Raw genomic sequence first — 26,688 nt, forward strand, 5'->3', positions numbered from 1 at the left:
TAGAAAATTTCAGTTAACTACATTAGTATATATAAAGAATCTGCTGAGCTCTAAGAAGAATCATTTCAGTTTACTAATTTTCCAATGCCTCAAGCTGATTGGAGTATTCCGTAGGCAATCTTCAAATTCTTTGTTTCCAGAGAATGAGGCCTTCTCCAGCATTTTATATTCACAACTTAATTCAAAAGAATCCTGTTCAAAGATCCAGGGATGTATAAATATTTCGTCATGTTCATTTCTTGAGATCACATACTTCCTGTTTTGAATACTTGTATTGATCTCTAATTCGCGATCTTTTGCAGGTACTCCGTTCTGGCAAAGAATAAGTGAACATCTATCTGCAAATACCATGATCTGGTAAAGTTCATGTACCTCACGATCATTTAGTGAATTTACTTTCATGAGATCCTTTATTTCCACACTGATCTCGTTCATAAAGCGATGGATCATTTTGCTTTCTTCGGAAAGATCCTGGTATAAGAACTCCAGGTGTTTCATTACTAAAATCGTTACCCAACTTGACTTGAGCCTGGCTTGTTCGAGTAACCTGCGACTTCTTTTAATGATCTCGTTGATATTTCTGTCCTCATCGAGAAAATCCTGCGGAGTTCCAATTTTAGTGAGGTAATCCTTTTCTCTGAAGTTTAATTGCCGGTCATCATGTTCTACGATCGCAGTTAAAGTAGCGACCCAGTTTCTACCTTTAATATCTTGCTTCAGTTCGTCTGCAATTTTACCCGCAAGCAATCCATGTGCAGAATGTGAGAAGATCTCCCAGCCTTCAGCGTTAGAATTAACGATCATACTTTATCTTTTTTTCTTACGGCAGTTGGAGTCATTCCATACTTTTCTTTAAAGATCTTGGAAAAATGACTTCGGCTGTTTAGTCCGACTTCGTATACGATCTCACTAATGGTCTTATTGGTTTTCAGTAATAAAAGCATCGCAGTTTCCATCCGCTTGCGCTGAATGTATTCATGAACTGTGCAATTAAAAAGTATTTGAAACCCTTCCTGTAATTTAGTTTCGGTAATCTCAACCGATTGTGCCAGGGAAATAATATTGCCAAGCTCTGCGATGTTTTTATCAATTTGAAAGATCACCTGTTTTACCTTTTCAAGATCTCTTTGCCTGAGTACATTTTGATGGTCCTCTGGTTTACTATCATCCCGGTAGAGCATAAGCATGTATGTAAGAAGCTCCAGTGCTTTTGCACCATGATAGCTGACCCTTTCCAGTCCGGGCGTCGTAAAATCTCTTAGCTCCTGGATGAGATGAGACATTTTAAGACTGTATTGCGTATGGTGATAAAGAGTACGAATGGCATTCGTATCTGCAAAGATCCTGTGATAGATGTCGTCCATCTCTTCCAGTGGAAATGTGAGCTGATCCACAAATTTCTTCCTGTCCACATCCAGCATAACTACTGAAATAGTCATCCCGCCTGGAAACATGATCTTATTCCCGCTGCCACTGTGCGCGCCAATGATCACCGATTGATCCTTTTCAATATGATGAACAATCTCCTCGTTATGAAAACTATGATCCAGTCGTCCTTCAAGCACGTATATAAATTTAAAGGGATGCACCAGATCTCCATGAAAATTGAGGCAGGTGTTTTCCTTTAACTGGGTTTCAAATCTGAAAATTCCAACGCCACTCGGGAAGTTGATACCTGAAATTATTCCATCTCCATGCTCGTTTGAAAACTCTATATAGGCTTCTCCATAGTTCTCTGAATAGTCAGTATCGAAAGCTGATGCTAATTTTTTTAATATAGATTTTGCTGAAGTTTCAGCGATCTTGACGGTCTGCATTTTTGGTGGTCGATTTTTGTAATACTAAAATATTAACAAGTCTCTATTCCTGCAGGAATCTGAAGTTAAACCTTTCCTAATTAGAAGAATATCGTTAAGCTCAAATGTAAAACCGCACACATTCACGCGCTACTTCCACCAAATTCGTAAAAAGAAAAGGAAATTTTGAAAGTATCTCAAAACATTTTAATGCTTAGTTACATCATGATCTTTGTGATGGTACTATCCTATTTTGTAGTTGGTTTTGAATCAACTTTGATGTTATTTCTGAGCTTTCTAAGTCTTCTAATGTTTGTAGAATCTGTGGTAAGGATTAGATTCTGCCGTCGCCAGAATAAAATCAGTTCAAAATCTTCGAGGCTTCGGAGTTCACCAAGAGTTTCAATACATATTGCCACTTGCAATGAACCTTCAGATTTGGTAATCAAAACAGTTCGAGCGGCTCTTCAGTTAAACTATGAGAATTACGAGATCGTAGTGCTAGATAATAATACTTCAGATATAAAACTATGGAAACCGGTTCGGGAATTTTGTAACAGATATCCTGAAAAAGTGATCTTCAAACATTTCGACAGGCTTGTTGGATATAAGGCAGGCGCTTTAAACCAGTGTTTAAAAATAATGCATCCCGATACAGAATATATATTCACTGTAGACGCCGATTATATTTTGAGACCAGATAGTCTTTCTAAGGCTGTAGCGGCGATTGATGGTACAGATGCGGCAGTGGTTCAGTTTCCTCAGCATTATACACTTCATCATGAACGCCATGGTTTATTCAACGAATTGGAACACTTTTTTAGCGGGTATGCCCAAGCTGGAAATCGTAGTCTTAGCACTTTACCAACCGGCACCTTGAGTATGGTTAGAGTAGAATCACTACTTTCTGTATCAGGTTGGCCTACAGAATCGCTTACAGAAGATGCACACCTGGGAATTAAATTCCTGTCTGAAAAGTTTACTACTTATTTTTCAAATGAAATTTTAGGGGTGGGAGTTATGCCTGGAAGTATTGCAGATCTACGCAAACAAAGACATCGTTGGGTATATGGAAATACTCAGTGTTTTTTAAAATTTTGCAGTGTTCGTGTGAAAGACCAGTGTAAGCTATCAGTTTTCATGCAATTATCTGCCTGGGTGAATTTATTATCATTGCCTATCTTATTCAGTTTAGTTTATATCCTGGCAGAAATATTTACGAACTGGCAGATTTCAGACTGGATTCCTATGCTTATCCTGAGTCAGTTTAGTATCTACGTGTTGGGTAAATTATTCTTATTCCTGTCTAATTCTAAAAACACCTTTCAGTATAATTTTAAAGCATTTCTAATCCATATTGCACTGAGTTTTGAGATGGCTTTTTCACCAATTATGGCTTTGCTAGGAATGCCAGCCAGCTTTGTAACAACCAGCAAGTTTGCAAAGGTTTCCAGTCTCAAACATATTCCGCTCAGGATTCCGGCACTATTGCTTATCATGACCATTTTATTATTTGCCGTGGGAAAAACCGGAATTGCCATGTATAGCCTTCAGGTTAGCTTGCTTTTTCTTCTATCAGGAATTTACCTCTATTCTGAATTTACACCTAAAACCATTAACCAACTAAAAATACTTCCAGATGAAAATAGCCATTCTCGCGCATAATAAATTTCCAATTGCCGAGCCATATGCCGGTGGCTTGGAAATGATCACTCACCAGTTGGTGCAAACACTTATGGAACGAGGACACGAAGTTCATTTGTATGCGCTATCTGGTTCAGACCCTCAATTTGATGTGACATCTCTAGATATTGTTCAGGTTGCAAATAATGAGTTGACCGAATCCAAAATTGATGAACTTATGTATAGAAATGTACTGGAGATCATTGAATCCATAGATTACGATGTGGTGCACAACCATAGTATGCATGAATTACCAATTATCTGGGGAGCTAGTAGCAGGCACCAGTTTCTGACTTCTTTTCATACACCGGTCTTTGATAGCATTCACTCTGGTCTGGAAAATATCTCCGGAAGAGATCATAGTGAAAAATTTAGCGTGGTAAGTAAAAAATTAGGCGAGACTTATGCTCACTTACTTCCGGAAAAAAATGTAGTCTACAACGGAATAGACACCACTGCGTGGACTTTTTCTAAATCTACTGAAGTAGATAAACTTTGTTGGATTGGTCGTATTTGCAAGGAAAAAGCACCACATCTGGCTATTGATTACGCGTTAAAAGCCAATAAGAAGATTGTTCTGGCCGGACCACTAAGCAATTCTGAATATTTCAAAGAATATGTGGAGCCGAGATTAGAGCTGGAAGGAGTCGAATATATTGGACACCTAAAGCATACAGGATTGAACAAATTGATTGGTTCTTCTGAAGCAACCTTATTTACCAGTGTGTGGGATGAACCTTACGGACTCGTAATTGCTGAATCACTCGCTTGTGGAACGCCAGTTGTTTCCTTTAATGTAGGAGCTGCCCCGGAAATCCTGACAAAAGAAACCGGTTTTCTGGTCGAACTTGAGGATGAAGCAGGATTTGTAAATGCAATCAAATCCTGTACGAAGCTTGACAGAAATGATTGCCGTGAGAGAGCTATAGATTTTTGTGATAAAGGGCAGATGGTAGATGCCTATGAAAATCTGTATGAGAAAATGATATCCGAAAACCTGAAAAAAGTTGCAGTATGATTGGGTATTACGCACATCAGCATGGTAGTGGTCATCTCAATTTTGCCCGCTTGTTCGCAAAGGTTTTTGAAGATGAAATTTGCACTTTTAGTAGTCTAAAGAAGCCTGAGGCTTTGAAAGGGCAATTCGTGCAATTGCCAGATGAAAATCCAGATGGCACGGCATTTACTGATAATCAGATTCCAGTACCAGATTATCTGCATTACAGTCCGGTGGGACAAAGATCTATTCAGTTGCGCAGCGCTCAGATCCTAAGGGAAGTTGTGAAAAGGAACATCAAATTAATGATCGTGGATGTAAGTGTAGAAATTGCAGCTTTGATGAGGGCGTCTTCAATACCTTATGCTTACGTCAAACTTCCAGGTCACAGGGATGATGCGGCACATGTACAGGCTTTTCAAGGTGCTGTTTTTGTCCTTGCTTATTACCCTGAAGAATTTGAAAGTGGGCAAACACCTGATTGGCTTCGGAAGAAAACTATTTATCTAGGCTTTATTACAGATCGTAAGATCGGGCAACCAATAGCTTCTACTTCAGAAGAAGTTAATAACATACTCGTGATCAGTGGAGGAGGAGGTAATGATAGGCTTATTAAAGCGATCCATATTCTTCCGGAACGATTTGCTTCCGCAGAGATCAAAATTGTCGGGATGCCGGAGGAAAATTTCAACAACTTCAGGATCAGGAATTGTGGTTATGTTCAAAACTTTCAGAATTTAATTGAGCAGGCTGATCTTGTGGTGGCGAATTGCGGACTCAACTCCGTAACCGAAATTTTGCAGGCTAAGAAAGCTTTTGTGGCGATCCCGGAAGAAAGACCTTATGAAGAACAGGAGACTACGGCATTCCATCTTTACCAGCATGATCTGGCGATTGATCCAAATTCTATAGTTGAACTGGAAGATTTAGAAATCTTAAAGCACAGAACATGGGATGTGGAAAATGACCTTAGTGCCATTAGTAAATTGAAAAACCATTTAGATGGGAACTATGATCGGTTACCATTAATTCCAGAACTATTTGCAAACCAACAACAAGAAGAACATGCAGAATAAGATAAAATTTTCAGTGATCACGATTGTGAAGGGGCGGGAAGCACATTTATATAATTTACTACAGGGTGTCAAAAGAAGTAGTCTGCAGCCAGATGAAATTAGAATTGTGGCGATTGATGATTTGCCAGATTTATCCACTTTTCAGGATTTACCTATAAAGATTTCGGAAATTAGTTCCAAAGGCCCAAATCTTCCGATAGCTGAAGCAAGGAATATAGGAGCTCAAAATGCCAAATTTGATCACTTGATATTTCTCGATGTTGATTGTATTCCTCATCCAGATTTTTTTGATGATATGATCACGCAAGGTCTTGCTCATAAAACATTGATTATGGGTAATCCACATTATCTTGAGAGTAAAATTCCGCAGGATTTTGAGTTGAACGATTTGAAACAACTTAGCGCTGCGCATCCTGCCAGGCCAGAGATCAAAGAACTAGCCGAGGCTAGTGATTATATGCTTTTCTGGAGCCTGGCATTTTATATTCCGAAGCAGCTTTTTAAATTACTGGAAGGTTTTGATGCGCAATTTACTGGCTACGGTGCAGAAGATACAGATATGGCTATGAAGATTAGTAAGCTTAAAAGTATTTATCCCTTGCTGTTGTCACCGGCAAAAGTCTATCACCAGCAACATCCGGTGCACTCGCCACCAGTTCATCAGGTAGAAGCGATTGTTATAAATGCACGAATATTTTATGAGAAATGGGAACGATCGGTGATGGAGAACTGGCTAGAAGAATTTACTAAGCTTGGTTTAATCCAATGGCAGGCAAATGGAAGTACTATTGAAATACTGAAGCAGCCAGATAATGATTTAATTGAGCAGTCTTACCAGCCAGAGGCTGCCTATATGTAGAAATAAAAATTGAATGATGATGAAAACGAAAGAGAAATTTGAACATTGGATCCTTGACGAAGACCATCCTTGTATCATGGCGCAAACAGTATTTAGCCAGGAACATGTAAAAACTAAAAAATACGGGCAGTTGGGTGAACCTTCACAAACCGAAGCTTTGCTCAAAGACCTTAAGAATTATATCGCTGAGTATGATTTTGAAACAAATGACTTTAAATCTTTTATCGCTGTTTTTCCTGATTCCAATATCGCTACGGAAGATGAATTTGAGCAATTGTTATGGAAGCAATTAGAAGAAATTGAGAAAATCGATACGAAAGATTGGGATCCTTCCGTAAGCAGAGATCCAGAGGATGATAATTTCAGTTTCAGTATTGCCGGAAGATCTTTCTATATTGTAGGTATGCATCCCAATAGTTCGAGACAGGCTCGTAGAAGTCCGTATCCTTCGATTGCCTTTAACCTGCATGTTCAATTTGAGAAATTGAGGGACATGGGAGCTTATGAAAAGGTGCGTGATAAAATTAGAGCCAGAGATAAAGAATTACAGGGAAATATGAATCCAATGTTAGAAGACTTTGGATCATCAAGTGAAGCAAAACAATATAGTGGTAAAGCTACCGAAAATGATTGGGTTTGTCCATTTCACCAGTAAAAAAATCAGGAGCAATGAGAAATTTTTTTAAGGAAAACAGAAAGGCAATTTATGGCGGAATTGTAGCTACCGTATTCACAGGCATAGGAATATTTCTGTTAGGTCAGCTTTCCGGTTATGAAGCTAAAGAACTTATTGAATCCTCTCATAGTGGTCTAAATATGCTTTGTAATACGATCACTCTTGCCTCTGCCACGATACTAACCTTGCTATTAACGCTACTGGGAATAAGTACAGGAACTGAATCGAAACTTAAAAGCGAGCATTACCATCAGGTTTTGGATATCGCAAAACTTGATACCGTGCTAATAGTTAGTGCAATTGTAATGTTTCAACTATTTAATATTCAGATCACAGAAGCAGATAATGTACCTCTAAACTGGTATTCGTCCATTTACTGGATAAGCTTATTCTGTACTTCAGTTTTAAGCGGAATGATGATCACGGTTGTACTGATGCTTTATACGACTATTACAGCGATCATTCACATAGTTGGTCTTAAAAACGACCATAGATTGATTACCAGAGAAGAAGAGGAAGAGAAAAAAGAAGAAATAAAGAACGAAAAAGAGAAGATGTCGAACGAAAAATGATATTATGAATACAACAGCCAAACACCTGCAAACAATCAACTCAATCCTGTCCAATAAACAACTGAGCAAGAAAGAATTTAAATTTCTAAATAGAATTGAAGCAGACCATGTAAAAAGTATATCAATCACCACAGATGGCGGTTTTGATCCTGAATCGGGAGAATTTCATAAAGAAGACCGCCCTTTGAATTACAAGATCCGACTCAAGTACACAGATGCGGGAAATCTTCGATTCAAATGTTTACATGCAGAGAAAGCATAAAAAAAGCAGATCAATTATTGATCTGCTTTTTTTATAAAGATTTTACAATCTATAGCTTAATCCTGTAAATGCTGAATTTCATATCTGAAATATCTCCTCTCACTTCATTGATCCTGGAATTCGTATAATATAAATATCCATCATAAAGACTAAAAGTATCTGCCCAGCGTATTTTTTCACCCTGTGCAAGGACTTCCTGCTCTCCTAATTTCGTATTATATCTCATGATCGCATTATTTTCGAGATCTGCCAAGTAAAGCATTCCATCGGAATTTAGAATCATTCCATCTGGTGCAGTGGTTTTAGCAACTTCCTTTACAGATTTCTGAATATCTTCTTTAGATCCTTCGCGAAGAGTTTTTGTTGGAACAGAATAAAGCGTATACCCCGTTAAGGCATGGTAGTAAAGTAGACCTTCAGCTTCATCCAGTGCAATTCCATCTGAATGGATCGTGTTTTTATACTGTTCCCCATTGATCGTTAACTCATCAGTTTCGGCAAGGGTAGAGTAGTGGTCGCTTAATACTCGTTTACTTGCGCCAGTTGCCATATCTATAACTACTAATCCAGCGTGATTTGAATCTGTAAGATAAATATGATCGTTCGTTCTGTCAACACGCAAATCATTGATATATGAATCTCTGTAGAAACTATCTTTTCCTAATTCGTAAATATGCTTCAGTTTATCTGATTCCAGGTCAAAAACGAATATCCGTGGATTATTCACCACCCCTTGAAAAAGCGGATTTCTGGTGTCCAGAACAAACAATTCATTTTCAGAAGCAATAACAGATTGCACCGCAACAAATATGGAGTCCTGATCCTTTTCTCCAACTTTCCAGGAATTCCATTTAGCATTGGGATAAGGTGCAGCCTTCTTGTTATTACCCATCTCCACAACTGAATGCTCGACGTTCTTTCGCCATCTTGGAAAATTCGCGAAGATCCTTCCTGCCTGGCTAAGGCTGATTCCTGTAACCTGCTGCCCCTTAAAAGCCGTCACTTTTTCTACTTCAGATTGAGAAACTATCGGCTCCTGGCTTGTTACTTTCTGGGAAAGAACGATCAGGAGTAAGAGTAATAATTTTTTCATAGCGTATTATTTAAAACAGAAAAGAACTGAAGTTCATTCAGTTCTTTTCAAATATGTTGGTTAATTATGCCTTTACAGCATTGTTGATTTCAGTGTCGCCGGAAAGAATTTCAAAAGTTTGATTACTTCTTACATCATCTTCCAGAACAGCTACCAACGTACGGGCAACATCTGCTCTAGAAATCTCACCCATTTCTGAAAACTTTTCTTCTAGTCTGATCTTTCCAGAAGCATCCTTGTTATTCAATGAACCTGGTCTTACAATAGTGTAATTAATACCACTGGATCTTAAATGCTCATCTGCATTTTGTTTTGCCTGAAGGTATTCTTGCAGATCTTCGCTTACTGAAGGATCATCTGCTCCCATAGAACTTAACATCACAAATTTTGAGGCTCCTGAAGTTTTAGCAGCATCAGTAAGTTTTTTAGCTCCTTCCTGGTCTACACCAATAACGTTCTTACCGCCAGAACCAGCCGCAAAGATCACTTTGTGTGCATTTTGAGTAGTTTGGCTCAGGTCTTTCTCCAGATCACCCAGAATAGTCTTTACATTCTGAGATTCGAACTCCTTTTGCTGCTCTTCTTTTCTTACCATGGCAATTGGCTCATATTCTGAAGAGTTTTTAAGTAAATCAACAATAATTTTTCCTGTAGTTCCGGTTGCTCCGGCAACTAATACATTTTTTCCTTTACTCATAACTATTATTTTTAATTAACAATTTTTAAATTATTTACTTGTTTTCGAAGGTTTCAGCAAGACTTACGATAACCTTACCCTGGGCTCTACCCGTGGCAAGGTATTCGAAAGCTTCCACTGCTTTATCGAAAGAATAAACCAGGTCAATAACCGGTCTAATTGTTCGGTCTTCCACCATCGTTTTGATTTCTTTAAGCTGAGGTGCATTGGGCTGCATCCAGGTTAAGGTATATTGAGCAGACTTATCTTTAATAAGTTTGCTGAGTTTTTCCGGCATTTGATAGTCGGTCATTCCCATTTGCTCTGCAGTTTTTTCATCTGGCGGTCCAACGATACTTGTAACTTTTCCGCCATCTTTAATGATTTCGAAAGCATCAAATGTATATTGATCACCCAGAGTGTCGAAGACGATATCAAGGTTGTTCGCAACTTCCTTATAATCTTCGTTCTTATAGTCGATTACTCTATCTGCACCAAGCGCTTTTACCCATTCCACATTGGTATCACTCGTGGTCGTATAGACTATAGCACCTATAGATTTGGCATACTGAATCGCAAAGCTACCCACACCACCAGAACCTGCATGGATGAGGATACGATCGTCTTTCTTGATATCTGCCTTTTGTAGCGCCTGCATTGCAGTAAGTCCGGCAAGCGGCAAAGAGGAAGCTTTTTCGAAAGTCACATTATCAGGCTTATGTGCGATCACGTTAGCATCTACGGCTACAAATTCAGCTACAGTACCCATGTACTCTTGTGGGACACGACCATAAACTTCATCTCCAACTTCAAAGTCTTTAACTTTACTCCCAATTTCTACGATTTCTCCGCTCATATCATAGCCAATCCCGGTAGGAAGATCAAGTTTTAGCATATCTTTTAGATGACCCTGAACCAATTTGTAATCTATTGGATTAAGAGCAGCAGCTTTTACAGCAACTAATACATCATTATCGGCTATTTCGGGTTTGCTGGTTTCAGCAAATTCAAGACCGTCTTTAATTTCTCCGTATTTCTTTATTTGTAGTGCTTTCATATTTTTATTTTTCTGAATTTATATTTATTTCCTTTTCGTTATTCAATATCTCAATCCAGGAATCGAGTGTTTTCTTCAATAGCATAACATCTGTAACCTGCACGTCCTCATTGAGTAGTTTCCCAAGCAGATCTTTAGGAATATTCCTGGCTTGTTCTTTATAGTCAAGTCCCTTTCTGGTTAAATTGACTCTTACTGTCCTTTCATCTTCGGAAGAACGGGTACGTAACAGTAAACCATTCTTCTGCATACGCTGAATGAGAGGTGACAAAGTATTAGTGTTGAGTAATAGCTTTTTCCCAATCTGATTAACGGTTTGCTCATCTTTCTCCCAGAGTACAAGCAATACCAGATACTGAGGGTAGGTTAGACCCATGGTGTCCAGGTAAGGTTTGTATGCCCTTGTGATCAATCTGGACACAGAATACAAGGGAAAACAAATTTGATTTTCTAATTTTAGATTCTCATTTTTTTCCATCATTATCATTTCTTAGAATTTCTCCAGGCTGTCCATGCGCCGGTAGACCATAAAACCCAGGCTATAAGTACAGGCTGAAAAAACAATCTTATAAGTCTTGCTCTATCTGAATCCAGAACTCCGAAAGCATCTTTACCATCTACATACTGCGCGATATTTCCGGGAAAGATCAATACAAAGAAAATTGCCAGGAACCAGCCAACCTTAACACGCTGATTCTTCCAGAAGAGTAAGGCAAGACCCAGGATCATTTCTAAGATCCCGGAAAGTATAACCACAAGATCTTTACTCATTGGCACCCAGTCTGGAACTTGCGCCTGGAAATCCACGCGGTTAAAACTTAAATGACTGAATCCTGCGTAGATCATGAAAACCGAAAGTAGTATTCGGAAGATATTCTGCAGGGTAGTAGTTTGAATATAATTCTTCATAATATTTGTTCTACACACGATTATGTCGTGCACGATTCAAATGTAAGTTGAATGAATGGTAATGGCTACAGACTTACCAAAAGTTTAACTTCTACGGAAATTAATGATACTCAAAGGAATCAGTAGAAGTCCAGTTAATTATTTCCTCAGAACATCTTTAAGAAGCCAGTCGTTTACCGGTCTGTTATCATGCGAGTGAATCACTACAATATTTCCAGTTGTTTCAAAAACTACTGCTTTTACATCTTCCAGTTCTACGATATTTGCTTCTCTTAATTTAGAACGAAGGTCGGTTACCGTAACTCTGGCTTTGGTAAGATTGTCATGTAATATTTCTTTTCCATCCATTAAGAGTAGCGGAGAATTGTCTATTACTTCTCTGAAAAAGTCCCATCTTCTCAGGTATGCTGCCACTAATTGAAACAGGTATATAAAGAAGAGTCCGATCATTCCTTCCGGAAGCGTTACAGAATCAGACAGTACCGTAGTGGCCAGCATCGACCCTACAGCAACGGTCATCGCAAAATCAAAACTTGACATTTTCGAAAAGCTCCTTTTTCCGAAGATTCTGGTATATATAATGATCGATATATAAATTCCCAGACAGGAAATTATAATTGCTAAAGCAGAATCCAACGTTAAGTCAAACCATTTTTCCATAACTAGATACTTTTAAAATTATTGAGATCCTTATATGTTCAAATAAAAAAACCGCTGGTTTTCACCAGCGGTTTTTCTTCCTAAATACAATTAAACAGGTATAGACATTGCTTCTTTTTGTCTAGACCAGTTTCTGTGAGCTGCGATCTGTTCAATGAACTTTGCTGGAGTTTTATCGATCAAAACTGCGACATCTTCCTTGAACTTATCCAGATAAGTATTTTCGATCTTTTCCATCACTTCCTTATCCAATGCAATCGCTTTGCAATGTTTCAGAGTTTCATTGATGAATTTTGCCGTTTTAGGAGATTTGTTTAAAGCTTCCAGACTTTTAGTGCCTCCTGGAATATAAATAGCATCGAATAGAACACTTTCCGTAGTTAATAGAGCTGCGTCCACTTTATGACTTTTGCCCTGATCACACTTTACAGTACCACCATGAGGGGCCAGCAATTGAACCATCGCTCCTTTATCTTCTAGAGCTTTTTTCATTTTCCCCATAGATTCACCATCAAATCCATTTCCAACAAGAAAACCGATCTGGCGTGTAGCAATACTATCTGATTTTAGATGAGTAAGGCTAAGTGCTTCAGATTTATCCAGATAATTCTTTTTCTTAGGCGGTTGATGCTTTTCTACATCGGCATCTGCTCCAATAGCCTGGTTTACCGGACCATCAACCTTACTCGGAATTTCCATACCTAATCCTTCAGCAACTTTAGCCGCAAGATCCTCATCGATCTGGTTGATGATATAAAGCATACGTTCCTTTATATGATCATAGGTACATTTTCCTATTTCGAAAGTATAAGCATCCGCAACATGATCCTTTTCCCAGTCGGTTAAACTTCTGTAGAAGAGCGCTGGTTGAGAATAATGGTCATTAAAGCTCTCGCTTCTAGCTCGCGTCTTTCTACCGTCAATTCTTTCTTCATAAGGAGTAAATCCGCCTTCAGCCAATTTTGCAAGATGAGGACAACCTCCACCTATGGAATTAGGGAAATATGCCGTCTTACCTTTGTTGATCGTCATTCTCATATGAGCGTCACGCTGATTGTTGTGCGTTTCGTTCACAGGACGGTTAATTGGTAATTCGTGGAAGTTAGGACTTCCAAGCCTTGACAACTGTGTATCTGTATATGAGAATAATCTACCTTGTAATAATGGGTCGTTAGAAAAATCTATTCCGGGTACGATATGCCCTGGGTGAAATGCAACCTGCTCAGTTTCTGCAAAGAAATTGTCTGGGTTACGATTTAAGGTCATTTTACCAATACGTTGTACCGGCACCATTTCTTCAGGGATCAGTTTTGTTGGATCCAGAATGTCAAACTCAAACTTATGTTCATCTTCTTCAGGAATAATCTGTAGTCCAAGTTCCCATTCTGGAAAGTGTCCCGCATCAATCGCATCCCAAAGATCTCTTCTATGGAAGTCGGAATCTGCTCCGTGAATTTTCACTGCTTCATCCCAGGTAACTGAATGTGTACCTAATAATGGCTTCCAATGGAATTTAACGAAGTGAGATTTACCTTCAGCATTAACTAGTCTGAAAGTATGAATTCCAAAACCTTCCATCATTCGTAAACTTCTTGGAATCGCACGATCACTCATGACCCAGATATGGTTATGCAAGGTTTCTGTAGTATGGGAAACGAAATCATAGAACGTATCGTGAGCAGATGCCGCCTGTGGTATTTCGCGATCTGGCTCAGGCTTTACAGCATGAATTAGATCAGGAAACTTCATGGAATCCTGAATAAAGAATACCGGCATGTTATTTCCTACAAGATCAAAGATCCCTTCTTCAGTATAAAATTTCACGGCGAATCCGCGAACATCTCTCGCCAGGTCGGCAGAACCTTTAGAACCTGCCACTGTTGAGAATCTTACGAAAACGGGTGTTTTTCTGCTGGTGTCAGTAAAAATAGGAGCTTTGGTATATTTTTCCATACTTTCATATAGTTCAAAATATCCATGAGCACCACTTCCTCTTGCATGAACGATCCTTTCCGGAATTCTTTCATGATCAAAATGGGTGATTTTCTCTCTTAAAATAAAATCTTCCAGAAGTGTAGCTCCTCTTTCCCCCGCCTTTAGGGAATTATTGGTGTCATTTACCTTGACACCCTGGTTGGTGGTCATTGTCTTACCTTCAGCATTCTTGGTATCCCTGGTGAGATCCTGGGACTTCTTATCCTTCTCTTTCTCGCTCATCTTTGAATTGATTTATTAATATGGTTATATTAAAATTACCAAGTAAAAATGAAACGGTTGTGCGGTATTCACGCGCTTGTTTGCGGTTGAAAAGATTTTAGCAGAATTATAACAGTAAGTGGTCTGTCTTTTAAAATCCTTAACAGAACTGACCCTTCCATTTTCATCTCGAATTTTGAAGATGGATGGAAGATTATGAATTTTAATTTGCTTGAATTTGGTTAAATTCAGGTTTTGAAATGGAAAAGTTAAAGGTAGTACCTTTATTAAGTTTGCTTTTTACCGAAATTTCTCCATTCATGGTATCCACCAGTTTTTGCACTGTGCTTAGTCCAATTCCATGACCTCGCTCATCTGGTGTACCATTTACGTTAATGACAGTAAATAGCTCAAAGATTTGATCCAGGTTTTCTTCAGGTATACCAATCCCATTATCGGTAACAGAAAAATGATAGAACTCTTCATTCTCAATACAGTCTATATCGATCACGATCTCTTCAGCATCATTATATTTTAAACTGTTGCTAATCAGGTTCATCATTATTTGTCCTAATCCTGCACGATTTCCCAGAATATTGAGATTTTCTTCCGGAAGGCGAATATCACAATTGGAATCTATGTGCAATAGATCAATGGTATCTTCAAGTAGATCATTCAGAAAGAATTCTTTTACTTCCGAAGCCTTTGAACCATCTTCAGAATAATATTCCAGTAAACCAGTGATGTATTCACTTAATTTTAATCCGGAATTTTTAATATAATCGAGATATTCTTTTCCCTTATCATCGAGTACGCTGGCGTATTTCGCCTTTATGATATCTGAGGTAATGATCATGTTCGCCAGGGGCATTTTTAGATCATGACTTACGTTACCAGCAAATTCGCGAAGGATCTTATTATTTTCAAGCTGATTATTTTGTGCCTTTTTTAGTTCGGTGTTTTGAAGGTGATATTCATATAGGATCTCTACCTGTTTGCCCAGAGCGATCAAAGATCTTTTTTGATGTATACTTAGTTTCTTAGGTGTTTTGTTGATCACACAAAGCGTTCCAAGCGGTAGACCTTGCTTGTTTAAAATTGGAACTCCGGCGTAGGATCTAAAATGGGTTTCCTCATCGAGAACCAGGGGATTGTCTTCAAATCGAGTATCTTCCAGCGCATTGTCTACTTCGAAAACCTCGTTAGGTTGCAGAATTGCATGTCCACAGAATGATACATCGCGACCGGTTTGATCTGCTCCCAGACCTTTCTTAGACTTAAACCATTGAATGTCTTTATCTAGAATGGTAAGTAACGCTACAGGTGTACCACAAATCTCACTGGCCAGCGTGGTAATATTATCGTATGATTCCTGCGGAAGTGAATCTAGCAGGCCAAGTTGTCTCACACTTCGCAATCTCAGGTCTTCATTGTCCGGTATTTCGGCTTTTCTCATGCAATCATATTATCGAAGTTGCTAGTAGGAGCAACCACTTCACAGGTTTCAAAAATACACTTCTATAGAGTGTCTTCCAAAAAAGTGAATTTAGTCAAATTTCATAGGATGATGGGAGCTTTCGTACCAGTGATTAACACAATTATGTTTTAAAATAGTCCGAAAGCAATAAGACGCAGATAGGTTGATGAGCTTTAAGATTCTCTATATCTTTAATTTTTGAAAAAGAAAGACAGATCTATGCGCATTATCAATGCTTACCAGAATAACCTGAAGAATCTTAACCTTGAGATTCCTGAGAATAAATTGATAGTTCTTACCGGACTTTCAGGTTCGGGAAAATCATCGCTGGCCATGGGAGTTATCGGCAATGAAGGTTACAGGTTCTTCCTGGAAAGTTTGCCGGTATATAATCAACAGAATGCGAATCTTATTCCGACTGCGGAAGTTGATGATATCGAGGATCTTCCTCCGGTTATTAAAGTAGAACAATCCAAAAGGTTTCAATCCATTAATACCACCTTCGGAACCCTTTCTGAACTGGCATCGGTCTTCAGAATAATTTTCGCCCGTTATTCCGCAAGTAAACCCATGAGCAAATCTTTATTTTCCTTTAATCATCCTAAAGGAGCCTGTGAAAACTGTCGCGGAATTGGTGAAGCTGAATATATCGATATTGAAAAGCTGGTTGGAGATGAAAATAAGACTTTAAGAGAAGGCGCCATCACTACCACTTTACCGGGTGGTTATATCGTCTATTCTCAAATCACTGTTGAAGAACTTGATAAAGTTTGCCACGCGCATGGTTTTAGCGTGGATATTCCCTGGAAAGATTTGACAGAAGAGCAGAAAGATGTCGTCCTGAATGGAAGCGATCGCCTTAAAGTTTTCTACGGAAAACATACACTAGAATCAAGATTACGTTGGGAAGGCTTTAAGGCGAAACCAAGAGAGGAAGGATATTATAAAGGAATGCTGCCAATAATGCAGGATATTCTTAGAAGAGATCGAAATAAGAACATTTTGAGGTTCGCCAGTTCTAGTATTTGCCCCGCATGTCAAGGCGCCAGGATCAAACCAGATCACCTGAAATTCAAGTGGCAAAACAGAAATTTTGCTGAATGGATGGAAATTCCACTCAGTGAATTACATAAACTTTTAGGGAGCCTTGAACTTAAGGGTGGAGAACAGGACCTGGTTAGTAAGATCCAGGTTCAACTCGACGATCTGGTACAATTAGGAATGGGTGAATACTGTCTAAGTACACCAAGCTCTAAAATCTCTTCTGGTGATGCACAACGTGTTAAGTTGATCAAACAGGTAAACAGCAACCTGCAGGGTATATTATATATTTTCGATGAACCTTCCATTGGTCTGGCAGAAAATTATCAAAAGCATCTACGTCATATTCTACAAAGATTGATCGCCAGGGGAAATACGGTCATGGTCGTAGAGCATGACCTTAATTTTATTCGCTCAGCCGACTGGATCATAGAATTAGGTCCTGAAGCCGGAAAAAATGGAGGAGAGATCATCTTTAACGGTTCAATAGAAAAATTTTTAAAATCTGATTCCAACAGTAGTCCTACTCTGGCGGAAATGAATGCTTCGGAAGAAGATTCTTCAGATGTTTCAAGTAATTCAATAGCTACGATAACTGCGGAAACAGGACGACTGACAGTTATTAGTCGGAAGAATGAAGCGATCGAAAAGAAGCTTCAGGAAATTTCAGAAGAAAGAGATCTGAAGCTTGTTACAGTAAGTGATCAGCCCATTGGTAAAACTCCGCGTTCCAATCCTGCGACCTATACTGGCTTAGCCGATAAAATTCGTGATCTTCTGGCAAAATCTGATGATGCAAAAACTCGCAAATTAGCTAAAGTTTCATTTTCATTTAATAACAAATCAGGCAGATGTGAGGAATGTGAAGGTGCTGGGGTGATAAGTCTTTCCATGAATGTGATGGGAACAATCAACCAGGTTTGCCCTGTTTGCAAAGGTAAACGCTTTAAAAAGGAAGTGCTGGAAGTTAAATGGTATGGGAAGAACATTGCAGATATCTACAATCTAAGCATCCTGGAAGCAATCGATTTTTTCGCAGCAGACCGGAAAATATTGAATATTCTCAAGCTGATGAAGGACCTCGGACTGGAATATTTAAAATTAGGGCAACCTTCCAATACCTTATCTGGAGGAGAAGCCCAGCGAATCAAACTGACCAAGCATTTTGCCAAACCTTCCAGAGACAATATTTTAATACTTGAAGAACCCAGCATTGGACTGCATCAGCGTAATGTTCGCCAATTAATTACTGCTTTGCATAAGCTAAAGGAACAGACAGCAGGTATCGTTTGTTTTGAAAATCATGAACTTTTTAAAATGCAAGCAGACGCTTATTTCGATAATTCACAAGCTGCATTGGTAACTTCAAAACCAGAGTTAGAGATCCAGCAAACAGATGAGATCAGGATACGGGGAGCTCGTACACACTACTTAAAGGATCTTGATCTGGAATTGCAGAAGAATACCTTGAGCGTAGTCACAGGCATCTCGGGATCTGGGAAATCTTCCCTGCTTATAGATACGGTGCATGCGTATGGGATGCAGGAAATGACTCGGCAATTTTCAGCATATCAACAGTCGAGGGTTGGGGTAAACTTCCAAATGGAAGTTGATCAAATTGACGGATTAACTCCCACGATCTGCGTGACCCGAAAAGTGCCTAATTTCACAAACAGGTCTGATCTTGCCAAGCAAACTGGAATCGATAAGCTTTTAAGATTTGCTTTTTCCCGAAAAGCTGAGTTTGAGGGAGAAGAACTTTCAGCCAGTCATTTTTCCAACAATCATGAACTTGGGAAATGTAAGATCTGTGATGGCCTGGGTGAGGAACTGCTTCCGGATGTGAAGAAGCTTGCACCCAATACTAATCTAAGTGTTTCAGAAGGAGTTTTTGAACATAATAAAGCGCTTTCCTACTATGGGCAGAGAGACAGCCAGTATATGGCAATACTCGAAAAAGTAGGGCAGGAATATGGTTTTGACCGAAATACTGCGTTCAACCAGTTTTCCGAAGAACAGAAGATGATCATTTTCGAAGGAACCGGAGAAGAAGTTTGGGAAACGCAGTGGAAGTTCAGAACCAAAACCAGGGAAGGAACTCAGCAGATCAAAATGAAATGGGAAGGGCTGGATAATTACCTCAAGCAGGAATATTATAAGACCCGAAAAAATAAATTTATTGAAAATTTAACCGCTCTGTTTACACCGGCTATTTGTAGCAATTGCTTCGGAAGTGGACTTAAACCGGAAAGATTGAAATTTGAGATTGGAGGACTTTCAATTCGTGAGATCAAGAACCTTGATTTTTCCGGGCTTGATCAGTGGATACAAAATGCAAACACATATTTGGAAATCGATCAGGAATTAGTTGAAAAGATTCAGCCATTTCTTGAAAATACGATACACAGGGGTACTCAGCTACATATAGATCACCTTCAGTTAAACCGAAAATCTCAAAGTTTATCTGGTGGTGAAAACCAGCGGGTGGCTTTGATAACGCAATTAAATAGTCCGTTGAAGGGAGTTACTTATCTTTTGGATGAACCTTCCGCAGGACTTTCGGGGCATAATATTCCGGATCTTATAGCGATTCTGCAGGAATTGGTAGCCAAAGGAAATACTGTACTCGTCATAGAACATAATAAGGAGATCATTCAGGCGGCGTCTGAGCTTATTGAAATTGGTCCAAAAGCTGGGAAAAATGGCGGTCAAATTACTTTCCAGGGAACTCCAGCAGACTTTGTAAAGGAAGAAAGAACCCATGCCTATTTCAAAAAAGAGGAGTTCGGTTTCGAGTTTACTTCAGAAAGCGAGCGAAAAATTGAGATAAAGGGTGTTTCACGTTACACTTTGCAACGCGATCTTATTGATATTCCAGTAGGAGGGATCACTGCACTAAGCGGAAAAAGTGGGATTGGTAAGACAACGCTGGTTAAGGACATCATAATCCCTTCCATTCGAAATAGGAACCCGATTTATTGCGAGCAAATAGAGTATCCTGAAAATTATAAAAATGCCCATTATTTTGAAGCAAAGAAATTAAGATCACATTCCGCCACCTTACTGGTTTCTTACCTGGATATTCTAATGGATATTGGAAAGATCATTGCTGAAAATTCGAAATTGAAACCTAAGGATTTCTCGTATAAAACGAAGACGAGTCAGTGTCCCGATTGTAGAGGAAAGGGTTACGTGGAAACGAGTCTTGATGTTACTGCCAATGCTGTGGAAACCTGTGAAACCTGTCAGGGACAGCGGTACAACCCAGAAATTCTGGAACATACGATTTATAATAAGAATATCGCTGAGGTGCTTAATCTGGATCTTCATGGCTTTGAGCTTTGGTTGAAGCAACATGGTGACCTTCAGAAATTATGGGAGGTTCTGGAAAAACTTCAGGAAATAGGTCTTGGTCATTTAAATTTGGATCAACCTATTCAAAGCCTGTCTTCAGGAGAGAAGCAGCGTCTATTGTTGCTGAACTGGTTGTTGCAGGGTAGCAAAGATGTACTATATATACTTGATGAACCCAGCACTGGCTTACATTATGAAGATATAGATTTGCTCCTAAAGATTCTGAAAGATCTAAGTATTAAAAATGATATTCTGGTGATCGACCATAACCCATATTTACTGGAGAAAATTGGAATCGGTTTAGAGCTGAAGTAACGCTATTATAAAAAAAGATCCGGTAGGAAGATTTAATCTCGTACCGGATCTTTAAATAATTGAGCTTTAGCTCTATTTGATATCTTCCACGAACTGCGAAAATACTTTTTTATGCATCTCGAGGTCAAGGTCTGGTGAAACCGAAACCCGCGCGATGTAATCCTTGTCATCTTCTTTTGTGGTACCCTGAGTTGAGGTCGCCGGTATCGTCCAGTAACAACCTTTTAACTGGCCGTAACTTACACAATACTTGCTTTCTTCAGGAATCCTAGTGATCATCATATCGATCAGTTTTTGATTCAGGGATCTTTTGAAAGATTCACGTTCTGCAGCGGTTTCTCCTTTTGTAGGAAGGTCAAGAGAAAATACTGAAGGTGTAAAACCAGCAGCAGCTAACTCTTCAGAAACAAAATTGATCTTTGCACCGGGAAGTTCAGATTTGATGAAATTTACAAATTCACGGGTATTTTTATAGGCATCAGCAATTCTCTGATTCATGGACGGTAATTGTTCCGCCAGAATTTCGACCTGCAGTGAGGTTGCTTCATTATCGCATACTTTCAAATGCGTATCGATCTTATCCATCAATTCGGCAGCTTTTTGATTCGCCACAGCATAACCAGCGGTACATTTTCCACCACTTGGGAATTTGGATCCACTCACGTAGGAAATTATTCTGATCCTGGAAAGAATACCATCTTCACCGCAAAACTGTACATTCGGGCAAAAGGTTTGATCCAATATAAATACCGGGTCTACAGCAACTTCACCATCTGCAGTCTTTCGGGTTTTCGCCAGAACCTCCTGTAATTTATTAAGTTCAGGAACTTCAACACGCGGATTTGTAGGAATTTCAGCAATGATCAACGGCACTGCATTTTCATTCGCTGCCTGAGCTAGTACCTTATCGGTGCTCTGGACCATATCATTATCGCCATCTACAGGTAGATCCATGATCTCAACATTATCCAGACAGGCAGCAACACGACGAGCCTGATCATTAGTTCCCCCATAACAGTTTGGTGGCACGATAATTCGAATGCCTTTCCCTGGATGTTTGGCCATCGCGTCATCGATAAGCCCCATCATGATCGCGTATTGCATGGAAAGACCACAAGAACCTACAAGAACTTTTGAACTTGTCGCAGTGATCTTCTGAACTTCTTCAATCACTTTTTTAAGGTTGTCATCATTTTTATCCGAATTCTCTTCGGAAGAAAGGTTTACCAGCTTATGTAGCAATTTATGAGTGTCTGCCGGAGTCATCGAGATCGTTTCTCTTCTGCGTACGTGCTGAATTTCGGAAATATAGGAAGTGTTGTTTTCTCCATTTACAATAATTACACTACCTAAATCCTGCTGAAGACTTAGCAGAAAACCAATGTTTTGATCAATTTTCAACTCTTTAAGATCTGCTTTGGAAGTGATATAAATGCTACTACCGTCAAAATCTGGAAGTGTTTCACCTTCTTTGATCTGTAATGTCTCAAATTCATATCCATAGACACTTCGGAAAAGCTCAAAATTGAAATGTTCCGGAAGAATTTCAGAATAGATAATTCGGGTGCTTTTCTTATCAAATAAATTCTTCCGCAGTACAGCGAGCAGGGGAGTAGTTTGAGAGGAGAAACCTATAATATGATCAGAATTCAAAGCATTCAATTTACCCACGTACCATTCCAGAATAGAGGAAAGCGGATGCCCTAATCTTATATAATCATATGCGGTTGGTAACTCAGCTAGTTTTTCAGCGCTATGATCATTGTTGGCGTATAAATCTTCAAACTTGTCCAGAAACTCGGTTTTAGCCAGATCCTCATTATATATATCCAGCCTGTGTGTAGTTAATTTTACCCAGTCTTCGGGAATGTTCGGGAGTATGTTTTGTATATATTTTGTCACTTTAGAATTTTCCATTACCTGTAATTTTAGATAGGCGGGAATATACTTTAAATGACTTATTTTAAGAAAGATTACGATCGCAATTCTCTATGTGGATATTAGGAAAACTAAAACTTTATGGATGAAAATGAAAACTGTAGAAGTTTCATTTCAGAAGGAAATAATGATTCAGGTTCTAAATCCTGGAAGTAAAAAAGTTAGAAAAGCGGCAACTGTAATTCAATTATAGTTTATGACCCTACTCATAAAATACAATTAGATGGTTAAATCTTATATAGCAGCTACCGCCATCTAATTGTTGGTGAATTTATAACTTATGTTCAGTATAAAATTACTGAATTAGTAAACGTATCGATTTCTTAAGTTATCGTTGCAAATGTAATTTCAGGCTAACTACGGTTCCTTTTCCAGGCTCAGATTCTATGTGCAGCGCATCTTCAATCTCATAGCCTAAAAGGACAAGCCTTTCTTTCACTAAGCTTAAACCTTTGGAATTATGTAGCGGATTCTTTCCAGCGGCCGAAAAACCAGAACCATTGTCGATGATTTTGCAGCACAGAGCATGCTCATCCAGCTTTTTAAAAATTATATCCAGTTTTGGATCTATGCTTTCAACGGTAAATGCATGAACAAATACGTTTTCGACAAATGTTTGAAGAATCATGGTAGGAACCTCTACATCATAAGTGTCGATCGTAGGATCCAACTCAAAATTAACCTCTACGGCATTATTCATCCGAGTGTTTTCAACCCGTATGTAAGATTGTAAATATTCGATCTCTTCAACCAGTAAAATCGTAGGTTTGGTACAGTGATCAAGGTTAAGGCGAATGAGTTTGGCAAAATCACCCAGGAATATCGTGGCGTTATCAATATCGCTATCCATAATATAATTCTGAATGGAATTCATAGCATTGAAGATAAAATGCGGATTCATTTGAGCGAGTAAAGCTTCCATTTTAGTTTCTTCAAACCTCCTTTGGATAGCACGCTTTTGCCGTTCGAATCGTTTGTTCTTAGCAAGTTCGTATTTATAGATCGCGTAAACGATCGCCATTAGTGCTAGAAAAATATAGGTAAAGAACCACCAGGTTTTCCAGAATGGTGGTTTAATGTTGAAGTTGAGAACGTTCTGAGAGTATCTTAATCCTGTACTGGAATCCAGAACACGAACCTGGACCTCATATTTATTAGCTGGAAGGTATGGCAATAAAATTTCAGAATTGGAGGTTGGAGTACTCCATTCTTCATCCTGATTTAGCCTGTATTGATATTGTAATTTCTTAGGATATGGATGAGCATTAGTAGAAAAGCTGAGCAGCACTGTATTCTCATCGTAATCAAGATCGAGATCATTTAAAGTATTTTCAGGTAGATTGTATTCACTGTTATTAACAAATAGATCTTTTAGCTGAATGCCGGTTACACGATTTGACGAAGCAAGAATTTCTTCGATATTAACCCTGAAAATCCCATTTTCACTTCCAATATGCAATTCATCGTTTTCGATTTTACTGCTGAAAAACGGCTGTTCCAGGCCTTGTTCTTCGTCCAGAATGATGAATCTGTCCTTCTCGACCAGCGTTATACCACGTTCGGTCCCAATAATTAGAGTTGTGCCATAAGAGTTTAGAAACGAAATGGTGTTTCCCTGAATACTGGCTCGGGGTATTTTGCGTACTATTTCAAAGGCTTTAGGCCTATCCCGGATAATGTATACATCACCAAATTCACTGGAAACAGCCAGGTTGTCGTTGTGAGATACAATATGGCGAAGATTTTTTTCCTTCCAGATTTTAGAATTCAGAAAAGATTGGAATCGGCCATTTTCATATTTATAAAGACCAGAAAATACTGATGTGAAATAGGTTTTATTTTCAGTTTGCAAACTGCTTACCACCATAGTTGGTGTATCCTTGTGGTCTTGTGCATAATATTTGTAGGACAGTTTTATCGGATCGTCGTAAATTCGAACACCTCCATACGGATTGGTTTCGATCAATTTCCCATCATTCGTGAAATTGATCTCTTCTGAATGCAATGGTAAATAGGAGTGCAGTAATCCATCAGTATTAATTGCAAATAAGCCAATATTAGAATTTATCCAATAAAGGTTATTTGAAGTTTTGATATCATAGAACTGAATATCGCTGGCCACGGTAGAATGATCCAGTTCGTAAAATTGATCTTCATGCTTCGGAAGGACTGTCGAGGTGGTATTAATATAATTCTGCTGCCAATTCTTGAACTTTCTCAAAGGAATATTGATCTGTTCATTTGCAGACTTTAACTGAATCCCCTCGTTCATCATATAAGCTGAAGTTCCATTGATCGCAGCAAAAGCTTGATAATGATGGCCGCTCTGTTCGAGGAATCTTACCAAAGGCTTTAACTGGATCTCGTAAAGTCCAGAGTTCAATGTTCCTACGTATAATCTTTCAAAAGACGCGTCGTAAGCAAGCGAAAATGCGTCTTTTCCCGTTATCCCAAAAGATTTTGAGCGATTACTGAAATTTTCGTTCAGCTCAAATATACCTCCGTTACTATCATAAATTCCCCAGGCTGCGGCATAGATAATAGAGTCCCTCGTTTTTACATAGTCCCAGATTATTGAACTTCCAAATTCTTTTGAAGTAAGCTTCCCCGGTTGGATATATTCTGAAATTTCAGATTTTATATAATGCCCCTTATTGCTACTGAATATGCTGTTATTGTCAACGAAAGCAGCATATATATACTTTTGATCGTTTGCCTGTTTTAAGCTGAAAGACCCTTCCGAAGTAACTTTAAAAACTCCAGTTCTATAGGTTGTAACATATAGTTCCTTTTCAAATTCGAAAAATCCGGAAACTCTTAGTAGAGCCTCAGATCCTTCATTTTTCCAGGACTGAATGTCGAATGTATTTATATCAATTCTTGAGACACCATCACTGGTTCCAACGTAGATGTAGTCTTCGTATGGGAAAAGATGGACGATCTCATCATGAACTAGACCGTCTTTTGTGGAGAGATTCTTGAAATCATCACCATCGAAAACACTGATCCCGCCACCATAACTTCCAAACCAGATCCTGTTCTGCATATCTTCAGTGATCGCCCAGCAGCTATTCAGGGCGAGACCATCTTCTTCGAAATAGCTTTGAAAAATATTATTTTGCTTACTTACAATTCCATTCTCGGTACCTATCCATAGCACATTATTGCTATCAACGAACAATGCGCGGACTGCATTATTCGGTAATTCATTCGCAGCAGAATAGTTTCTGGAGGGAAAGTTCTGGGCCCAGATGAACTGGACACAAAAAAGAAGGCCTATAAAGCTTCTATTGATTTTGTAAGATAGCATTGATGAATTCCTCTTCTTTACGGAAGGAAACCGGAAGTTTCTCCCCGTTGGTTAACTCAACTTCCTTGTTCGCTTTATGATAGCGCACAACAAAGTTCAGGTTGATAACATAACTTTTATGTATTCTTAGAAATGCTGAAGGGAGGATTTCCTCTACAAACTTAAGTGTTTTTGTGGCAGTTTTTGTAGTTCCATCAATACCTTTGATCGAACAATAATTACTCTCAGCCTTACAATGTAGGATCTGGTTGGAATGAATCAGCTCAAAACCTTCCAGCGTTGGGAAGGCCAGTTTTGCTATATTTTGATCATTTACATTCAGGTTCTCGAGTAGTAACGTCAGTTTATCTTTAGTAGATAATTTTCTTTTGCGTTCCTCAAAACGTTTGATCGCATCTCCCAGGTCAATATGATTGATGGGTTTCAGGATATAATCTAGAGCGCTTTGCCTTATAGCCTGAACGGCGAAACGATTATGTGCGGTGGTAAAGATCACTTCAAAATTAATAAGTTCGAACTGCTTGAATAATTCAAAACCGCTCTTTTCCGGCATCTGAATATCAAGAAAAACCAATTCAGGTGCGTAGTTATTGATAGCAATAACGCCAGAGTCAACAGAATGGCATTTAGCTACAATATTAAATTTGTTGGGGAAATGCCTTAGAAGTGTTTTTTCAAGTACATTTTGAGCACTTAATTCATCGTCGATGATGACTACTTTTATCATTACTATTACTATTT

Annotated in this window: 21 protein-coding genes; 8 read left to right on the plus strand and 13 right to left on the minus strand. The window is 38.8% G+C overall.

Features of this window, described 5'->3' with window-relative positions:
- Positions 1–60 precede the first annotated feature (60 nt).
- Together JM79_RS07025 and JM79_RS07030 are read right to left on the minus strand one after the other, a co-directional pair.
- The gene (locus JM79_RS07025) at positions 61–804 is read right to left on the minus strand and encodes a DUF3891 family protein (protein WP_141877472.1); all 744 of its coding nucleotides are present in this window, start codon (positions 802–804) and stop codon (positions 61–63) included.
- A complete protein-coding gene (locus tag JM79_RS07030) occupies positions 801–1,817 on the minus strand; it encodes an AraC family transcriptional regulator (protein ID WP_141877473.1) in 1,017 nt (338 codons plus the stop codon). The genes JM79_RS07025 and JM79_RS07030 overlap by 4 nt, the downstream gene beginning before the upstream one ends.
- A gap of 189 nt (positions 1,818–2,006) precedes the next feature.
- On the opposite strand from JM79_RS07030, the gene JM79_RS07035 reads away from it, so the two are divergent.
- Genes JM79_RS07035 through JM79_RS07065 form a run of 7 tightly spaced genes read left to right on the plus strand, consistent with a single transcriptional unit; the run spans position 2,007 to position 7,921 of the window.
- Positions 2,007–3,461, plus strand: coding sequence for a glycosyltransferase family 2 protein (locus JM79_RS07035; protein WP_141877474.1), 1,455 nt, complete (start codon positions 2,007–2,009; stop codon positions 3,459–3,461).
- The gene (locus tag JM79_RS07040) at positions 3,436–4,497 is read left to right on the plus strand and encodes a glycosyltransferase (protein WP_141877475.1); all 1,062 of its coding nucleotides are present in this window, start codon (positions 3,436–3,438) and stop codon (positions 4,495–4,497) included. The genes JM79_RS07035 and JM79_RS07040 overlap by 26 nt, the downstream gene beginning before the upstream one ends.
- On the plus strand, positions 4,494–5,552 hold the full coding sequence (locus JM79_RS07045; RefSeq protein ID WP_141877476.1) for a glycosyltransferase: 1,059 nt from the start codon (positions 4,494–4,496) through the stop codon (positions 5,550–5,552). The genes JM79_RS07040 and JM79_RS07045 overlap by 4 nt, the downstream gene beginning before the upstream one ends.
- Positions 5,542–6,411, plus strand: a complete 870-nt coding sequence (locus tag JM79_RS07050) for a glycosyltransferase (RefSeq protein ID WP_141877477.1) — start codon at positions 5,542–5,544, stop codon at positions 6,409–6,411. The genes JM79_RS07045 and JM79_RS07050 overlap by 11 nt, the downstream gene beginning before the upstream one ends.
- A 13-nt stretch (positions 6,412–6,424) precedes the next feature.
- Complete coding sequence (gene gntA, locus JM79_RS07055; RefSeq protein ID WP_347707204.1) at positions 6,425–7,066, plus strand: guanitoxin biosynthesis heme-dependent pre-guanitoxin N-hydroxylase GntA; 642 nt, start codon at positions 6,425–6,427, stop codon at positions 7,064–7,066.
- 14 nt (positions 7,067–7,080) lie between these two features.
- Entirely contained in the window at positions 7,081–7,659 is a 579-nt protein-coding gene (locus tag JM79_RS07060) for a hypothetical protein (protein WP_141877479.1), read from the plus strand.
- Positions 7,660–7,663: 4 nt separating this feature from the next.
- On the plus strand, positions 7,664–7,921 hold the full coding sequence (locus JM79_RS07065) for a hypothetical protein (protein ID WP_141877480.1): 258 nt from the start codon (positions 7,664–7,666) through the stop codon (positions 7,919–7,921).
- Positions 7,922–7,970: 49 nt separating this feature from the next.
- Here JM79_RS07065 and JM79_RS07070 read toward each other — a convergent pair whose 3' ends face one another.
- From JM79_RS07070 to JM79_RS07105, 8 genes are all read right to left on the minus strand, one after another.
- Complete coding sequence (locus tag JM79_RS07070) at positions 7,971–9,014, minus strand: L-dopachrome tautomerase-related protein (RefSeq protein ID WP_141877481.1); 1,044 nt, start codon at positions 9,012–9,014, stop codon at positions 7,971–7,973.
- Between the two features lie 64 nt (positions 9,015–9,078).
- Positions 9,079–9,711 carry an SDR family oxidoreductase gene (locus tag JM79_RS07075; RefSeq protein ID WP_141877482.1) on the minus strand — a complete coding sequence of 211 codons (633 nt, stop codon included), beginning with the start codon at positions 9,709–9,711 and terminating at the stop codon, positions 9,079–9,081.
- Positions 9,712–9,745: 34 nt separating this feature from the next.
- Positions 9,746–10,747 carry an NADP-dependent oxidoreductase gene (locus JM79_RS07080; RefSeq protein ID WP_141877483.1) on the minus strand — a complete coding sequence of 334 codons (1,002 nt, stop codon included), beginning with the start codon at positions 10,745–10,747 and terminating at the stop codon, positions 9,746–9,748.
- A gap of 4 nt (positions 10,748–10,751) precedes the next feature.
- Positions 10,752–11,228, minus strand: a complete 477-nt coding sequence (locus JM79_RS07085) for a MarR family transcriptional regulator (protein WP_260443393.1) — start codon at positions 11,226–11,228, stop codon at positions 10,752–10,754.
- A 2-nt stretch (positions 11,229–11,230) separates the two neighbouring features.
- Complete coding sequence (locus JM79_RS07090; RefSeq protein ID WP_141877484.1) at positions 11,231–11,656, minus strand: DoxX family membrane protein; 426 nt, start codon at positions 11,654–11,656, stop codon at positions 11,231–11,233.
- 138 nt (positions 11,657–11,794) lie between these two features.
- The gene (locus JM79_RS07095; RefSeq protein WP_141877485.1) at positions 11,795–12,316 is read right to left on the minus strand and encodes a YetF domain-containing protein; all 522 of its coding nucleotides are present in this window, start codon (positions 12,314–12,316) and stop codon (positions 11,795–11,797) included.
- Between the two features lie 90 nt (positions 12,317–12,406).
- Complete coding sequence (locus JM79_RS07100; RefSeq protein ID WP_141877486.1) at positions 12,407–14,533, minus strand: catalase; 2,127 nt, start codon at positions 14,531–14,533, stop codon at positions 12,407–12,409.
- A gap of 202 nt (positions 14,534–14,735) precedes the next feature.
- Positions 14,736–15,968: a GAF domain-containing sensor histidine kinase gene (locus tag JM79_RS07105; protein ID WP_141877487.1), complete on the minus strand. Its 1,233-nt coding sequence runs from the start codon at positions 15,966–15,968 to the stop codon at positions 14,736–14,738.
- A gap of 219 nt (positions 15,969–16,187) precedes the next feature.
- Between JM79_RS07105 and JM79_RS07110 the strand changes: the two genes are divergently transcribed.
- Complete coding sequence (locus tag JM79_RS07110) at positions 16,188–20,699, plus strand: ATP-binding cassette domain-containing protein (RefSeq protein WP_260443394.1); 4,512 nt, start codon at positions 16,188–16,190, stop codon at positions 20,697–20,699.
- Between the two features lie 72 nt (positions 20,700–20,771).
- Here the strand turns inward: JM79_RS07110 and JM79_RS07115 are convergent, their stop codons facing one another.
- From JM79_RS07115 to JM79_RS07125, 3 genes are all read right to left on the minus strand, one after another.
- Entirely contained in the window at positions 20,772–22,616 is a 1,845-nt protein-coding gene (locus JM79_RS07115; RefSeq protein WP_141877488.1) for a cystathionine beta-synthase, read from the minus strand.
- A 349-nt stretch (positions 22,617–22,965) separates the two neighbouring features.
- Complete coding sequence (locus JM79_RS07120) at positions 22,966–25,947, minus strand: histidine kinase (RefSeq protein ID WP_141877489.1); 2,982 nt, start codon at positions 25,945–25,947, stop codon at positions 22,966–22,968.
- Positions 25,925–26,674: a LytTR family DNA-binding domain-containing protein gene (locus JM79_RS07125; protein ID WP_141877490.1), complete on the minus strand. Its 750-nt coding sequence runs from the start codon at positions 26,672–26,674 to the stop codon at positions 25,925–25,927. Before JM79_RS07125 ends, JM79_RS07120 begins: the two co-directional genes overlap by 23 nt.
- Positions 26,675–26,688: the final 14 nt, after the last annotated feature.

It is taken from the genome of Gramella sp. Hel_I_59, assembly GCF_006714895.1.
Classification (GTDB): Bacteria; Bacteroidota; Bacteroidia; order Flavobacteriales; family Flavobacteriaceae; genus Christiangramia.